This window comes from Carnobacterium sp. TMP28 (genome assembly GCF_047553015.1).
In the GTDB taxonomy this organism is placed as follows: domain Bacteria; phylum Bacillota; class Bacilli; order Lactobacillales; family Carnobacteriaceae; genus Carnobacterium_A.
Map to the genome: position 1 here is coordinate 554,743 of NZ_CP180212.1, position 15,781 is coordinate 570,523.

Here is a 15,781-nt window from a genome sequence, read left to right on the forward strand (position 1 = left end):
TGTATTTTCAGTCCTTTCATTCTAATAAAACTAAATTTGTGACTCAAGGAGTTATTTTTACAGGAGTTGCTGGTATAGTAATTCCTGCTTTTGTTAAAGCTCCAACATATTCTTGGAAAAAGATATTTTGAATATCGTATTGACTACCATTTAATGTGAAAATATGAATACGTACAGCCAAAAACCCATCACCAATATCCATTAGTCCTAAACTAACCGGCTCTTGTGTGATTTCAGGATGTAAAGGAACGAATCGTTCGTTTACTTGTTCTATAATTGTATTTACTTTTTCCATATCAACACTAGGCTCTAGGCGAATATTTATTCGAGCACGCATATCTTCTCTAGAAAGATTGCTAACGATAGTAATATAACGATTAGGTACAAAATTTAGTGTACCATCAAAACTTTTAACAGTAGTTGTTTTTAAATTAACATCAACAACGGTACCTGTGATATCACTAAATGTAACGACATCTCCAATATCTACTTGCTTTTCAAGAAGAATAAAGAAACCATTTACGATATCGCTAACAAAGCCTTGGGCTCCCAAAGAAAATGCTAGACCAATAACACCTGCACCAGCTAATAATGTCCCAACAGGAATGCCAATTTCCGATAAAATCGCGTAAGCTAAAAAAAATCCAAGCACAGCATTGTAGATGTTGTGAGTTAGGTTATCTAGAGTATCCAAACGACTGAGAGAAATATTTTTTTTACCACGATAATTTTTAAACGTGCGAGTAATAAATACATTTCCAATTTTCTTAATGATAAAATAAACGAAAAAGAAAAAAAACATTTGAATAGCTTTAGAAATACCAGCAGATAATAAACTTTTCCAATCGATATTTTGCCAAAACTCTATAAAAAATGACGTTTGTTTTGCAACGGAATCTACTACTTCTGTAGTCACTGAGCTGTCTGATTGATTGTTCATAGAAAAAACTCCTTTAATGTTTAGATTTTGAAATAAGTTGCTATTTTCAATCATAACAAATTAATAAAAGAAAGGAAAATAAACTCTCAACATGTTTAGCTAAATGGATGACTTTAGAAATAATTTCAGGATAAGTAATTTGCTGTTTTTTAGATACAGTTTATTTAGAAATTCATACCATATCATTTGAAGTGGTAAAAATGATATGGTATTCTAAATATGAAAGAATTTTATATTATTTTACACTAAGACGATTATTTTTTACCGTTTGGTAGTCGTAATCTATTATATAATTAAGCAAGGTTAACTAAATAAAGGAAGTGAGGAATTAATATGACAGGTGGAGAAATAGCAGCTTTGATAGCTGCAATAGCATTTGCAGCATTAGTCATCTTTTTAATCGTGGTATTATTAAAAATCTCAAAAGTAATTGAAGAAGTTTCTAAAACTGTAAAAGAAGCAAATACCAGTATTGAAGTAATAACTAAAGATGCGGATAAGTTATTAATTGAAGTCGAAGGTCTACTGAATAAAACGAACACAACGCTTGATGATGTAAACGGAAAATTAAATAAAACAGATCCAGTGTTCCAGGCAATTGGTGATTTAGGGGTTTCAGTATCTAGCTTGAATTCGTCAACGCGTAATTTAGCTGAACATGTTTCTGGAACAACTAAGAAAACAGTAAAAGCAGGAATGATAACAAAAGTTGGGAAAACAGCTTTAAATCTAAAAAGAAAACGAAAATCAAACTAAGTTAGTTAAAAGAGAAATAAAAATAAGTTAATTCAAAAAAAGGGGAAATTAATTATGGCTAAAAAAAATGGATTTTTATTGGGTACGTTTATCGGAGCAGCAACAGCTAGTATTGCAGCATTATTATTTGCACCAAAATCTGGTAAAGAATTGCGTGATGATTTAGCTAAACAGGCTTCAGATGCTAAAGATACAGCAAAAGATTATTCAGAAATTGCAAAAGAAAAAGGAACAGAAATTAAAAATGTTGCTAAAGATGCATCAGAAGATATAAAAATTAGCTTAAAAGATACAGCGTCTCAAATGAAAGAGCAGTTAACTCAAACTTCTAAAGAAGTAGGAGCAGATTTGAAAGACATTCAAGAAGATTTGATGGTCAATGCAGATAAAGTAAAGTCTGATTTAACCGAAACGGCTGTTGAAACAAAAGAAAAAGTTGCAGCAACTGTTGACGACGTTAAAGTAAATGTTGAAAATACTTCAGAAGATTTATCAGAAATTACTAAAGATGCGTCAGAAGATGTTAAAGCAGTAGCTGAAGAAGCAGAAGCAGAAGCTGAAAAAAAAAAGCTGAATTAAGAACAAGTATAAAATTAGATTCAGATTCATTAAAGAGAGAGATTGAAAAAAATATCATGGACTACAGTATAGAACAACCGACTCTTTTTGATAGTGAAAAGTAGGAAGTTTTACAGAAATAGTTTAGACTAACTAAAAGGTTTCCTTATATCATCTTCTGATATAAGGAAACCTTTTAGTTGTTTTTAGTAGAGAAAGGACTCAAAAGTAAGTGTGCTTATTTTTTAACTAATAGATTTAAAAGCTGTAGGTGTAGCTGTAAAAAGTTCACAGCCATTTTTTGTAACATATAAGCAGTCTTCAATTCTAACACCTACAACCTCTGGGATATAAATTCCAGGTTCTATTGAAAAACACATTCCTTCTTTAATGATGAACTCGCTATCTTTCATAATAGAAGGGAATTCATGAACGCTGCTACCTAACCCATGTCCAAGACGATGAGTGAAATACTCTCCGTATCCCTCATTTGTGATAATATCTCGTGCAATTTTATCTAGCTGTCCAGCAGTTACACCAGGCTTTACTGCTGCAATAGCAGCTTGATGGGCCTTAAGCACGATAGAATATACTTTCTCAGCTTCTTTAGAAGGTTTGCCAAAAACAGCCATTCTGGTGACATCGCTAGTGTATCCATTATAAACTACGCCTAAATCAAAAAGAACCATATCGTTTTTTTTAACTTTTCTTGCACCAGGAACTCCATGTGGACTCGCTGCATGATCACCGGTTAGAACCATCGTTTCAAAACTCATTTCTTTAATCCCTTGTTTCTTTAATTGATAGTCAATTTCAGCAACGATTTCTTCTTCAGAGATTCCTTCTTTAATACTATTAAAGCCTATTTCTAAAGCTTTATCTGCCCATTTACCTGCTTCAATCATCTTTTTTATTTCACTTGAATCTTTAATTAATTTCATCTCTTGTATTTTTTCGGATACATTTTCAAATGTTGAGTCTTCAAAATAGAAACAAATTTTTTCATAGCGTTCGACAGTTAGAAAAGCTTTTTCTATTGCAAAACATTCTGTATTAGTTGCTGATTCTTGTATTTTTTTAGATAAGATAGACCAAGGATTTTCGTTATCTAGATAACCATAAACAGAAAATGGCCATTCACTATTTTGAGCATCTTTCATATCTAAAGAAGGTGTAAAGAGAAACGGATCAGTAAACGGGAAAATAGCAAGTGCTAGAATTCTTTCGTGTGGTTCACTTTTGAACCCACTGTAATAAGCAATATTTTCTGGATCAGTCAATAAAGCACAATCAATCTTACTTTCTATCAACCATTCTTTTAAATAAGTTAGTTTTTTATTTGTCATCGTCTATTCCCAACTTTCTAGTATATTTTGAACTGAACTAATTGTATCATTAGAAAAAAATAATAAAAGGCAAGAATCGATAGTTATAAAGAAAACTTTATGAAAATATAAAATGAAATTTTCATGAAAACACAAGTAAAACGCTTGCATTATTTGTGAAAGTTTGATAAATTGTATTAGAATAAGACAAATGACTAAATGAAACTAAATTAAAGGAGATAAGATATATGGAAAAACAAACGATTACAATTTATGATGTTGCTAGAGAAGCGAATGTATCAATGGCAACGGTATCTAGAGTTGTCAACGGAAATCCAAATGTAAAGCCAACTACTCGTAAAAAAGTATTAGAAGTTATCGACCGCTTAGATTACAGGCCTAATGCTATTGCTCGTGGATTAGCTAGTAAAAAAACAACGACAGTAGGGGTAATTATACCTGATGTTACAAATTTATATTTCTCATCGTTGGCAAGAGGAATCGATGATATTGCGACAATGTACAAATACAATATTATTTTAGCTAATTCTGATCAAAATGATCAGAAAGAAGTCAACGTATTAAATACTTTACTAGCAAAACAAGTTGACGGATTGATTTATATGGGACATAAAATTACAGATGAATTACGTGCGGAATTTTCAAGATCAAAAATTCCGGTAGTTTTAGCAGGTACAGTTGATCCTGATAACCAAGTAGGAAGTGTTAATATTGACTATGAGGTAGCAACTGGAGAAGCTATTGCTGAACTGTTAGCCAAAGGGCACGAACGAATTGCTTTTGTATCAGGTTCTCAAAAAGATGAGCCCATTAATAGTGTTTATCGTATGAAGGGATACAAAAAAGCTTTATCAGATGCAGGAGTTACTTTTGATGAGAGTTTAATTTTCGAAACAGATTACACTTTCTCAGCTGGAGAAGAAATCTTCTCTAAGTTAGCTGAAGCTAGTGCAACAGCAGCCTTTATTGGCGACGATGAGTTAGCAGTAGGAGTCTTAAATGGTGCGTTAGATGCAAATCTTCGTATACCAGAAGATTTTGAAATAATTACAGCTAATAATTCAAAATTAACTGAAATGGTTCGTCCTAAATTGAGTACAATTACTCAACCATTATATGATATTGGTGCTGTTTCTATGCGTTTATTAACAAAATTAATGAACAAAGAAGAAGTAGACGAAAAAACGATTATTTTACCCCATCATATCGCAAACCGAGGAACGTCAAAATAAATTAAAGACCCGATTGAAAGAGTTTCTCTTTCAATCGGGTCTTTTTATTCTAGTAAATGACTATTCAGAGCTAGCTTCCTTTTTTGCTTCAGCATCAGCTTTTGCTTTCTCATCGGCATCAGCTAAAGCTTCATCCTCAGCTTTCTTTTTAGCATCTGCATCAGCTTTAGCGTCTGCGTCTGCTTTAGCTTTGGCCTCACTATCGGTTTTCTTTTTAGCCTCAATATCAGCTTTAGCTTTAGCTTCATCCTCAGCTTTCTTTTTCGCTTCAGCTTCAATTTTAGCTTTTTCAGCTTTTTCTTTAGCCTCTGCAGTAACTATTCCGTTCCAAAAGTCTTTCAAGTCTTTATTATTTGCCCCAAGAGCAAAATTATACGTAGCGCCTTTTGGAAGATATTGGCTATTAAATAATTCACTTACTGTTTCTCCAGAAACAATGATTTCCTTTTCAGCACCTAGTTTTACTTTTCCAGCTTTAGTCCCTGTTTTTTCATTTACAGTTGAAGAAACAATTCCTCCCGGCTGTTGGAAAGACTGACCAGATCCGATAATAGATGAGTTAGCATTATTGATAGCATTAGCAAGCTGAGCCCAATAAGCACGATTTCGCCTTCCAGAATTACCTGGACCAGAATACTCATCCAAATAGTTCTCTTCAACAAAATTATCGTAGCCAATCCAAGAACTTAAGGTAACTTTAGGTGTGCTAGCAATAAACCAAATATCTTTTTCATTTTCAGAAGTTCCGGTTTTACCAGCTAAATCAGTACTGAAATTTAACTGGCTTTTCACGTCAGTAGCAGTACCAGCATCTAAAACATCTCGTAACATATCAATAGTTAGATAGGCTGTTTGGGGAGTGAAAACAGGATTAGATTTTTTTTCATGCTCATAAAGCATTTCACCAGTTGAACTTTTAATGGATTCAATCATATAGTTTTCAGTATGTGTTCCACTATTAGCTAGGGTAGCGAATGCTGTAGTTTGCTCTAATACAGAGGCCCCACCTTTAGTACCACCTATAGCTAAAGAAATATTTTTATACTCTTCTTCTGCAATCGAGTCGGTCCCTATACCCATTTTTTGAAGGTAGTTTCCTGGAACAAATGATTTTTGCATTTCCATGTAGATTCTTGACATAACGATATTACTAGATACAGCTAGCCCTTTTCGAGCACTAATCCATGTACCAGGTACTCTGCCCCCATCGTTCGTAACTTCATGTGTACCTGTAATACCATCTGGAACGATTAATTCTGTTTCTGGAACAATCGTTGCTGGAGTAATCGTACCATTTTCAAGAGCAGGTGCAATGACTAGAATAGGTTTGATAGTAGAACCAGGCGATCGATTCGTATCAAATGCATGATTTACTTGGGAAATATTAAAATCAACACCACCAACAAACGAAAGAATAGCGCCTGTGGCATTATCTAATAACACACTACCATTTTGAACGGGTTCAACAATTGTCGTTACCTCATTGGTATCAGGATTGGTCCAGTTTATTTCTTTCTTATAACCAAGATTATCAGCATTGCTAACTACAACATTCTGCATAGCATCATAGACAGTCTTATCAATAGTCGTATGAATTTGATAGCCATTCATACGCATTTTTTCATCTGCTTTTTCATAATATTCATCGTACAAGCTTTTATCAGCTGCTAAATCAGCAGCGGTCCATTTGTCTTTTGTATAGAGTTGTTCAATTAGGACCTTGCGTGCTTCTTTCTCAACAGCATTATAGATATAAGAATTATTTTGCTTAGTCGTTGAGTCTTGTTGAATAAAGTCGGCAGCTAAATCATACCCTTTTGCTGCATCATACTCCTCTTTATTGATGTATCCTTCGCGATACATTCTGAATAAGACTTCATTTTTTCTAGCAAACCCTGTTGATAAGTCTTCTTTAATTTCTCCATTCTGAGCATATGGACTATAAACAATTGGATTTTGTGGTAATCCTGCAATAAAAGCAGCTTGTGGCAGTGTCAATTCTGTTGAGTCGATACCGAAAATACCATAAGAAGCTTCATAGAGTCCAGCTATATTTTCACCATGATTATTTCTTCCGAAAGGAGAAACATTTAAATAAGATTCTAGGATTTCATCTTTAGAAAAAAAGTTTTCAAGACGATAAGCAAGTAAAATTTCATTTGCTTTACGTTTAAATGAAACTTCGTTAGTCAGAATTTGTTGCTTAACTAATTGCTGAGTTAGTGTAGAACCACCAGAAACAGAACTTGATCCAGTAACTTCTTGAAATAAAGCACGGGCAACAGCTTTAGGGACAACACCATGATGCTCATAAAAATATTCATCCTCTGTAGCTATAATAGCCTTCTGAACTAAACCAGACATATCTTTCAAAGGTATAGTCGTTCTTTTCAAATCAGCCCTCAAATCACTAATCAATTCACCACCAGCATAAAAAATAGAGGAAGTTGTTTCTACATTTTTTAAATCAGCAGTCATTTCTTTGTAAGTAGGTGGTTTATCTTCAGAAACAAGATAAGCAAAGTAGCCTAATCCTGTTCCACCTGCAAAAGCAATGCCAACTAGAATGAAAATAACTAGTACAACAAAAAGGTTTTTGATAACGGTATACGTAACGTTAAAACCAAATAAGAAAGAGCGATAACGATCCAAAGAAGTCTTTTGTTCATCAGTTTGCTGATTAGCGTCGTCGCTATTTTTCTTAGTAAATAGATTTTTAATGATTTTACCTTGTACAACAAGCCATATTTTTATAGCCAATAAAATACCAATAAACTTATCCTCAATTGTTTTAGGATTAGTTGCTGATTTTTTTAAACTTACAGTACTATCTTTAGGCGAGCCAGAATCTGGCCTATCTGGTTTATTGTTTTGCTCTGGCCTATTCGCTTTATTTTTTCTAATTTCTTTAAAAGAAGACCATTTTTTATTCAGATCTTTTTTTAATTTCACAAAATAGTTTTTTATTTTTGTTAGAAAAAGTGGAATAGTATTTTTTTTTGGTTCTTTCAAATAATTTCACCTCAAATTCATAATGTTGTTCAAAGTTACTCCGTTGATTATATCAAAAAGTCGGAAAAAAACCTAACTTTTGACTAAAAACATCTTTAAAATAAGCTAAATTGTTTCAAAAAATCTTTTAAAATGAGTTTAAGATGATAAGTTTATTAAATAAATCTAATAAAAGGATTGACAATCTTTTATATTTTTTCTATACTAAAGTTATCAAAAAATAGATTGTGAGGGAATCGATATGAACTGTCTGCCAAAAAATATAACACAACTGAATAATTATTTCTTTAGCTATTTTAGAAGTTGTTTGTAGACAGGTCTTACTTGGATGCAAACAGGAAACAGTGATGTTTGTATCTATGATGGCTAAGGCATTTTGTATTGAGCTGAATGCGTCACATAGATGAAAGTTAAATCTAAGTGGTGCAAGAATCCTATTTTATCTTTTTTAAAATAACAAGTAACACCCACTTAGATTGTACGTTTATCTAAGTGGGTGTTTTTAGTTTCTAAACGAATAATTTGATAAAAAAAACTAGGAGGAAAAGATAATGAAAAAAAACAAACACGTATGGAAAACGGGACTAGGATTACTGCTGGCAGGAATAGTATTAGCAGGTTGTGGTACGAGCAACGAAGCAGATAATGGAAAAGATGAAGGTATAAATGTTGGAATCTTACAATATATGGAACATGAATCATTGTCACTAGCACGTGAAGGTTTCTTAAGTGAGTTTGAAGAAGCTGGCTACATCGAAGATGAAAACTTAACAGTCGATTACCAAAACGCTCAAGGAGATCAAGCGAACTTACAGAGTATGAGCGAGCGTTTAGCGGGCAAAAATGATGTTGTCCTAGCAATTGCAACACCCGCAGCACAAGCCTTAGCAAATGTAACAGAAGAAGACCCCATTTTATTCACAGCAGTAACTGACCCAGTTGATGCGGGACTTGCTGAAACTATGGAAAAACCAAATAAAAATCTAACAGGAACAAGCGATATCGTTCCGATTGAAGAACAGATTGCTTTATTATTATCAGTAGCTCCTGAAGCTAAAACAGTAGGAATTATTTACAATTCGAGTGAGCCTAATTCAAAAATCCAAGCAGATTTAGCTGAGAAAGCAATTAAAGATAAAGGTGTAGCGGTAAAAATCTTAACGGTAACGTCAACAAATGATGTTCAACAAGTAATGACAACATTGGCTCAAGAGGTCGACGCTGTTTACATCCCAACGGATAATACGTTAGCTAGTACAATGCCTACTGTTGGAGAAATTGCCATGGAGTACAAGCTACCTGTTATCCCTGGTTCAGCAGAAATGGTGCAAGCCGGCGCTTTAGCAACTTACGGAATAAACTACTCAGATCTAGGCCGCCAAACAGCAAAAATGGCATTAGAAATTATCAAAGATGGTAAAAAACCTGCTAATATGAAAGTTGAAACATCAAATAATTTAGAATTAGTTATTAATGAAGACATGGCTAAAGCGTTAGGAATTGATCCTGCAAGTATTGTCGTACCAGAATAAAAAGTAAAAAAGAGGAGTTATCTACACTATGAGTATTATCTTATCAAGTATCTCACAAGGACTATTGTGGTCTATCATGGCCATAGGTGTCTATTTGACTTTTCGTATATTGGATATTGCTGATTTAACAGCGGAAGGAAGTTTTCCACTAGGAGCAGCGGTGTGTGCAAGCCTAATTGTTGCAGGGCTTTCACCACTGTTAGCTACTTTTATTGCACTGTTTTGTGGTATGTTAGCTGGCGTTGTTTCTGGCTTGTTGCATACAAAACTTAAAATACCGGCATTATTAACAGGGATTTTGACAATGACAGGACTCTATTCAATTAATCTAAGAATTATGGGAAAAGCAAATGTTACTTTATTAGGCAAAGAAACACTCATGCGGACAGTTCAATCATACGGCTTAACTAGTCGTATGTCTGTCTTGATTGTTGGTTTATTTGCAAGTTTATTGGTTATTTTTCTTTTGTATTTATTTTTCAATACAGAAACAGGTTTAGCTATTCGTTCAACTGGGGATAATGAAGCCATGAGTGAAGCAAATGGAATTCATACTAATGCAATGAAGATTATTGGCTATATGCTGAGCAATGGTTTAATTGCTCTGTCTGGGGCACTAATTGCTCAAAATAATAGTTATGCTGATATTGGAATGGGGATTGGTACAATTGTTATTGGTCTAGCATCTGTTATTATTGGAGAAGTTCTTTTTCATCAATTATCTTTTGCTAAACGGTTATTAACCATCGTTATTGGTTCAATTGTTTACCGTTTAATTATCGACTTAGTCTTACAACTAGGTATTGATCCACAAGATATTAAGTTATTTTCTGCACTTATCTTAGCTATTGCTCTTTCTACTCCACTAATAAAAAAGAAATCTAAAGTTAAACTGAAACAAGCTATAAAGTGAAGGAGAGATCAACAATATGACAGCTATTTTACAAGTAAAAAATATCCATAAGAGTTTCGAAATTGGAACAGTTAACGAAAATCATGTTCTTAAGGGCCTAACTTTGACTATTGAAAAAGGAGAATTTGTTACGATTATTGGTGGCAATGGTGCTGGGAAGTCGACTTTATTAAACAGTATTGCAGGTAGTTTTCTCGTAGATTCAGGAAGTATTCATCTAGCAGGAGAAGACGTAACGCGTCAAAAGACAGCTGAGAGAGCAAAACATATCGGACGTGTTTTTCAAGATCCTAAAATGGGTACAGCTACTCGTTTGAGTATAGAAGAAAACTTAGCAGTTGCTTATAAACGCGGCAAAAAAAGGGGATTATCCCTCGGTGTAAAAGAGAAACAGCGCGTAGAATTTCGTGAAAGACTCAAACAATTAGATTTAAATTTAGAAAGTCGCCTAAAGATGGAAGTTGGCTTATTATCAGGTGGACAACGTCAAGCACTGACGTTACTAATGGCTGCTTTGCAGTCTCCAAAATTACTTTTACTTGATGAACATACAGCTGCGCTAGATCCAAAAACAAGTAAAATGGTATTAGAATTAACAGATAAAATAGTCAAAGAAGAGCAATTAACAGCAATGATGATTACGCATAACATGGAAAATGCAATCGAATACGGCAATCGCTTGATTATGCTTCATAACGGGCAAATAGCTGTCGATGTGAAAGGCAAAGAAAAACAACAGATGACTGTTCCAGATTTGCTAGAGTTGTTTCATAAAAATAGTGGCAATCGCGTTAGTGATGACGCATTAATTTTAGGATAAAAAAAGATTAGGACACTAACTTGTCCTAACCTTTTTTTGTATTCAATTCTTTATAAAGCTAATGTTGGTAATTTCTCGCCAATTTTAGCTAAACGTTCTATAACGTCTTCTTGGCTTAGTTGGTTGTTTTTAACGTAGATATTCTCTGGAGCAATACGGCACTCATAAGAACAGCCTTTTAGGTATTTATGCTCGTTTTCTTCAGAAACGAGTATTTTACGATTACACTTAGGGTTTGCACAGTTAACATAGCGCTCACAAGGTGAATCATCAAACCAATCACGTCCTACGATAACATGTTCTTTTTGATTTATAGGAACACTGATACGAGTATCAAATACATACATTTGTCCGTCCCATAATTCACCTTGAACCTCTGGATCTTTGCCGTAAGTAGCAATTCCACCATGTAATTGGCCAACATTTTCATAGCCTTCTTTAAGAAGCCAACCAGAAAATTTTTCACAACGAATCCCACCGGTACAATATGTAACGATACGTTTATCCATAAATTTTTCTTTGTTTTCACGAATCCACTGAGGAAGCTCACGAAAAGTTCGGATTTCTGGGCGAACTGCCCCTCTAAAATGACCTAAATCATATTCATAATCATTTCTAGCATCAATAACAATAGTATTTTCATCTAAAATAGCTTTATGAAATTCTTCAGGTTCTAAGTAAGTACCTGTGAGTTCGTTTGGGTCGATATCGTCTTCAAGATTTAGAGTAACTAATTCTTGACGGTGGCGAACATGCATTTTTTCGAAAGCAGATGTATTCTCCTCATCGATTTTAAAGACTGTATCAGCAAAACGCATATCAGCATGCATGGTGTCCATGTAAAGTTGAGTTTGTTCATATGTTCCAGAAATCGTACCATTTATGCCTTCTGTAGCAACTAAAATTCTACCTTTTAAACCAATATTTTTACAAAAAGCTAAATGTTCAGCTGTAAACAGTTCAGGTTTTTCAATGGTAACGTATTGATAGTAGAGTAATACGCGGTAATTTTTAGACATTATAAACCCTCCTAAAATATGTAAAAATGATGTACTCTAGATAAATAAACTATCTAGCATACAATTATACACTAACTCATTTTAAAAAAGCAAGAAATAAAAAAATAACGATATTTATTTTTAATACTATCGATTCTAATTTATTAGTTATTGAAAAATGTAAAAGAATAAGTTATTTTCTAATAGTATTCTCTCTCATTCGTTATTATTTGATAGGCAACTGTAACCTAAAGGTAATCTTTGGATAGTATCTACATGTTATACTGTTTCGTATGAACTGGTAAGAACAAATTATATGAAGACAAAAAATAAGAATGGAAAATAGAAATGAATTTTGGAGGAGAAAAATTAGTGAATAAAAAATTACTTTCAATCGCAATTCTAGGAACAATAACGTTTAGTTCTCTTATTCTACCCATAGCAGCTGAAGCAGAAACTTATACTGTCAAAATAGAAGAAGCTAAGGAAACAGTCAATTCAAATCAAAATAAAATAGATGCAGCTGATCAAAAAATAAACGGTTTATCAGCAGAAAAAAATAAGACACAAATACAACTAGAAATGATAAATAATACAATCAGCACGAATAAGGAAAAATCCCAAAAATTAGTTGGAGAAATTAAGCTATCTCAAGATGAGATGGGAATCTTAAAAACTGAAATTGAGTCATTGGAGAAAAAAATAGAAAAACGCAACGAACAATTGAATAAACAAGCACGAACTGTTCAAACAAATGGGGATACACAAAACTACATAGAATTCATTATTGAAGCTGAATCTTTAGTAGATGTTATCGGTCGTGTAGATGTTATCAGTCAGATGGTAACGGCAAACAAGACTCTTGTAGAAGAACAAGTACAAGATCAAGAAATGGTTGTTAAAAAGAAAATAGAAACAGAGCAAACAATTCTACAATTAAACGCTTTAGCAGCTCAATTAGAAAAAACACAGAGTTTACTTGAAAAACAATTATTAGAAAAAGAGGTAGTTGTATCGCAACTCGCTTCAGAAATGTCATTAGCCCAAGAAGATAAAGATGCTTTTTTAGTACAAAAAGTAGCTGCAGAGCAAGCTGTATCAGAGTATACGCTAGCTCAAGCTGATGTAGAAAAAGCTGTTCAAGTTGCTTTTGAACAACAAAAACAAGAGGAAGCTAAAGTAGTAGTCGAAGCATCTACAAATAAAGCAAACGAAACTACTGAACGTGCTACTGTTGAGACAGTGAAAGTACCTACTCAATCAAATTCTGATGGTTCTTCAAATCAAGAATCGGATACGTCAGTTTCTGTAACGTATCCAACTGTAAATACACCAGCACCAACCAAGAAACCAACACCAGTTATAAAACCAGCACCAATACCAACACCTTCAATTGGTGGGGGTGCATCATTAGGTTCAATGCAACCGGCAATTAGTAAAGCTTTAGCAACAGGCAATCCATACGTATGGGGTGGAACATCCCTTTCAAGTGGTTTTGATTGTTCAGGATTTACACAATATGTTTTAGGATCAGTAGGAATTTCAATTCCACGTGTTGCATCCGCACAATATAGCTCTTCAGCGAAAGTTTCTAATCCAAAAGCAGGAGATTTAGTATTCTTTTCAATTAACGGAGGAATTGTAGATCATGTTGGAATTGTAACAGGTGGCGGCGGTTTCGTCGGTTCACAAAGTAGCACTGGAGTAGCCAATACTTCTTATAGTTCTGGATGGTGGTCTGACAAAGTTGTTGGATTTGGACGTTATTAATAAATAACAATTTAATAAAGACAAAAGAGAAGCCGTTAGATTAAGTTTAAATTAATCTAACGGCTTTTTTTTATAAATTAATTTAGATAGTCTTCTGTAAGCTCTAAGAAAGAGTGAATGTCTTTCTCCATTACTTCAATACCAGCTACCCAAAAGTCTTGTTTAGCTAGATTAACATGCATATGTTTGTTCGCTAGATCTTCTGTAGACATCGAAGCCGTATCTTTTAGTAAAGCAATATAGCGATCTTCAAAGCCATCACTATTTTCTAGGTATTGTGCATAGATACCTAAACTGAAAAGATAGCCAAAAGTATACGGGAAATTATAGAAAGGTACATCAGCGATAAAGAAATGCAGTTTACTAGCCCAGAAATGAGGGTGATATGAATTTAATGAATTTTGGTAAGCTTCTTTTTGAGCTGCCTCCATTAATTCAGATAAGCGCTCATCTGTTACAATACCGTCTTGTCTTTCTGCATAGAAAGTAGTCTCAAAAATAAAACGAGCGTGTATATTTAAGAACATAGCTAAGGAATTTTGAATTTTGGTATCTAGTAAGTTTATTTTTTCTTCTTTAGTTTTAGCATCTTTTACAGTTGCATCAGCCACCACCATTTCGGCAAACGTACTAGCTGTTTCCGCTACATTCATAGCGTACTGCTGATTTAAAACGGGTAAATCTTTCATGACATCACTATGAAAAGCATGACCTAACTCATGAGCTAACGTGGATACTTCACCTGGAGAATCAGCATAAGTCATAAAAATTCGTGACTCTTTACTTTCTGGTAACTCAGCACAATAACCTCCCGGACGCTTACCACCACGATTTTCTGCTTCAATCCAGTTTTTTTCGAAAGCGTGTTGAGCAAATTTTGCCATCTTTGGACTGACTTTTTCAAAGTTAGTTAGAATAAAATTTGCTCCCTTATTGTAAGGGTAAGTCTGTGGTTTTGTATTGCCAACTAAAACGGGTGACTCAATATCTTGCCAATCTAGCTTTTCTTTGCCCATTAATTGTGCTTTACGATTCAAAAACTCAATGAAAACTTGTTTATGTTCGCTAACTGCTTGCCACATAGCATCGAGTGTTTCTTTTTCCATCCGGTTGTATTCTAAAGGACGTTTTATAAAATCTGAAACCCCATGCGCTTTGTAATCAGCTAGTCTGAAACCCGCTAGATGATTTAATGTATCAGCAAATAGTGGTGCTTTCTCAGCCCAAGCAGCTTCCCATTTATCAAACAGTTGCTTTCTAACCTTTTTATCAGGATCAGCATTCATTTTATTGTAGGCTTGCCCAGCTGAGAGAGTAGAAATTGTCCCGTCTTTTTCTTCAAAAGGAATAGCAATTGTTGCAACCAATGTATCATAATGGTCACTCCAAGCTTGGAAACCGTCTATTGATAAAGCATTAATTAACGTTTCTTCAGATTCACTTAAGAGTTCTTTGCCTTGAATTCTAGTCTCTTGTAAAACAAATTCAATGGGGCGAAATTCACTCAATAAAAGTAAGTCAGCCCAGTCTTCATCAGATATAGCGACAATTTTTTTTGTGAGAATGGTTTTAATTGTCTCAAATGAGCTGCTTAAGGTAAAAATTTTTCCGAATAGAGTATTGGCTTTCTTATCCTGACTATCTGCTGATTGAACAGCTTCAACAAACGTATGGACTTGTGTTAAACCTAAGGAAATGGTTTCTTGGCTAGTTAACAGAGCTGAAAACTCCTTGAAGTATGGTTTATCCTGTTCGCTACTCCATTTAGTTACTTGATTAGCTAAAGCAACTAACTGTTTTTCGATTAAATGTAACTTGTTTTGTAGGTCAATAGATTCGCTACCACCCGGGAAAATAGACTCTAAATCCCAATTCATTTTATATGTCATTCAAAAACTTCCTTT

General features: G+C 34.0%; 12 protein-coding genes. 7 read left to right on the forward strand and 5 right to left on the reverse strand.

The genetic code is table 11. The features are described 5' to 3' along the window. Nucleotides 1-43 precede the first annotated feature (43 nt). Nucleotides 44-940 (reverse strand): mechanosensitive ion channel family protein, encoded by an 897-nt coding sequence (locus ACMHYH_RS02735; protein ID WP_414839842.1) that lies wholly within the window; start codon nucleotides 938-940, stop codon nucleotides 44-46. A 333-nt stretch (nucleotides 941-1,273) separates the two neighbouring features. Between ACMHYH_RS02735 and ACMHYH_RS02740 the strand changes: the two genes are divergently transcribed. Both ACMHYH_RS02740 and ACMHYH_RS02745 read left to right on the forward strand, forming a co-directional pair. Then, entirely contained in the window at nucleotides 1,274-1,696 is a 423-nt protein-coding gene (locus tag ACMHYH_RS02740) for a DUF948 domain-containing protein (protein WP_414839843.1), read from the forward strand. 54 nt (nucleotides 1,697-1,750) lie between these two features. Beyond that, entirely contained in the window at nucleotides 1,751-2,275 is a 525-nt protein-coding gene (locus ACMHYH_RS02745; RefSeq protein ID WP_414839844.1) for a YtxH domain-containing protein, read from the forward strand. 224 nt (nucleotides 2,276-2,499) lie between these two features. Here the strand turns inward: ACMHYH_RS02745 and ACMHYH_RS02750 are convergent, their stop codons facing one another. After that, a complete protein-coding gene (locus ACMHYH_RS02750) occupies nucleotides 2,500-3,600 on the reverse strand; it encodes a M24 family metallopeptidase (protein ID WP_414839845.1) in 1,101 nt (366 codons plus the stop codon). 227 nt (nucleotides 3,601-3,827) lie between these two features. Between ACMHYH_RS02750 and ccpA the strand changes: the two genes are divergently transcribed. Next, nucleotides 3,828-4,832 (forward strand): catabolite control protein A, encoded by a 1,005-nt coding sequence (ccpA, locus tag ACMHYH_RS02755; protein ID WP_414839846.1) that lies wholly within the window; start codon nucleotides 3,828-3,830, stop codon nucleotides 4,830-4,832. Between the two features lie 60 nt (nucleotides 4,833-4,892). Here the strand turns inward: ccpA and ACMHYH_RS02760 are convergent, their stop codons facing one another. Continuing rightward, nucleotides 4,893-7,844 carry a transglycosylase domain-containing protein gene (locus ACMHYH_RS02760; protein WP_414839847.1) on the reverse strand — a complete coding sequence of 984 codons (2,952 nt, stop codon included), beginning with the start codon at nucleotides 7,842-7,844 and terminating at the stop codon, nucleotides 4,893-4,895. 551 nt (nucleotides 7,845-8,395) lie between these two features. On the opposite strand from ACMHYH_RS02760, the gene ACMHYH_RS02765 reads away from it, so the two are divergent. Genes ACMHYH_RS02765 through ACMHYH_RS02775 form a run of 3 tightly spaced genes read left to right on the forward strand, consistent with a single transcriptional unit; the run spans nucleotide 8,396 to nucleotide 11,109 of the window. After that, nucleotides 8,396-9,376 carry an ABC transporter substrate binding protein gene (locus tag ACMHYH_RS02765; protein WP_414839848.1) on the forward strand — a complete coding sequence of 327 codons (981 nt, stop codon included), beginning with the start codon at nucleotides 8,396-8,398 and terminating at the stop codon, nucleotides 9,374-9,376. A 28-nt stretch (nucleotides 9,377-9,404) separates the two neighbouring features. Beyond that, a complete protein-coding gene (locus ACMHYH_RS02770; RefSeq protein ID WP_414839849.1) occupies nucleotides 9,405-10,289 on the forward strand; it encodes an ABC transporter permease in 885 nt (294 codons plus the stop codon). Between the two features lie 16 nt (nucleotides 10,290-10,305). Next, nucleotides 10,306-11,109, forward strand: a complete 804-nt coding sequence (locus ACMHYH_RS02775) for an ABC transporter ATP-binding protein (RefSeq protein ID WP_414839850.1) — start codon at nucleotides 10,306-10,308, stop codon at nucleotides 11,107-11,109. A gap of 50 nt (nucleotides 11,110-11,159) precedes the next feature. Here the strand turns inward: ACMHYH_RS02775 and ACMHYH_RS02780 are convergent, their stop codons facing one another. Next, complete coding sequence (locus ACMHYH_RS02780) at nucleotides 11,160-12,128, reverse strand: rhodanese-related sulfurtransferase (RefSeq protein WP_414839851.1); 969 nt, start codon at nucleotides 12,126-12,128, stop codon at nucleotides 11,160-11,162. Between the two features lie 351 nt (nucleotides 12,129-12,479). On the opposite strand from ACMHYH_RS02780, the gene ACMHYH_RS02785 reads away from it, so the two are divergent. Continuing rightward, entirely contained in the window at nucleotides 12,480-13,877 is a 1,398-nt protein-coding gene (locus ACMHYH_RS02785) for an NlpC/P60 family protein (RefSeq protein WP_414839852.1), read from the forward strand. Between the two features lie 77 nt (nucleotides 13,878-13,954). Here ACMHYH_RS02785 and ACMHYH_RS02790 read toward each other — a convergent pair whose 3' ends face one another. After that, nucleotides 13,955-15,766 (reverse strand): M3 family oligoendopeptidase, encoded by a 1,812-nt coding sequence (locus ACMHYH_RS02790; protein WP_414839853.1) that lies wholly within the window; start codon nucleotides 15,764-15,766, stop codon nucleotides 13,955-13,957. Nucleotides 15,767-15,781 lie beyond the last annotated feature (15 nt).

Coding starts and splice junctions, on each gene's coding strand:
- ACMHYH_RS02775 (WP_414839850.1), top strand. CDS start 10,306: ATGACAGCTATTTTACAAGTAAAAAATATCCATAAGAGTTTCGAAATT.
- ccpA (WP_414839846.1), top strand. CDS start 3,828: ATGGAAAAACAAACGATTACAATTTATGATGTTGCTAGAGAAGCGAAT.
- ACMHYH_RS02735 (WP_414839842.1), bottom strand. CDS start 940: ATGAACAATCAATCAGACAGCTCAGTGACTACAGAAGTAGTAGATTCC.
- ACMHYH_RS02765 (WP_414839848.1), top strand. CDS start 8,396: ATGAAAAAAAACAAACACGTATGGAAAACGGGACTAGGATTACTGCTG.
- ACMHYH_RS02770 (WP_414839849.1), top strand. CDS start 9,405: ATGAGTATTATCTTATCAAGTATCTCACAAGGACTATTGTGGTCTATC.
- ACMHYH_RS02745 (WP_414839844.1), top strand. CDS start 1,751: ATGGCTAAAAAAAATGGATTTTTATTGGGTACGTTTATCGGAGCAGCA.
- ACMHYH_RS02740 (WP_414839843.1), top strand. CDS start 1,274: ATGACAGGTGGAGAAATAGCAGCTTTGATAGCTGCAATAGCATTTGCA.
- ACMHYH_RS02790 (WP_414839853.1), bottom strand. CDS start 15,766: ATGACATATAAAATGAATTGGGATTTAGAGTCTATTTTCCCGGGTGGT.
- ACMHYH_RS02780 (WP_414839851.1), bottom strand. CDS start 12,128: ATGTCTAAAAATTACCGCGTATTACTCTACTATCAATACGTTACCATT.
- ACMHYH_RS02750 (WP_414839845.1), bottom strand. CDS start 3,600: ATGACAAATAAAAAACTAACTTATTTAAAAGAATGGTTGATAGAAAGT.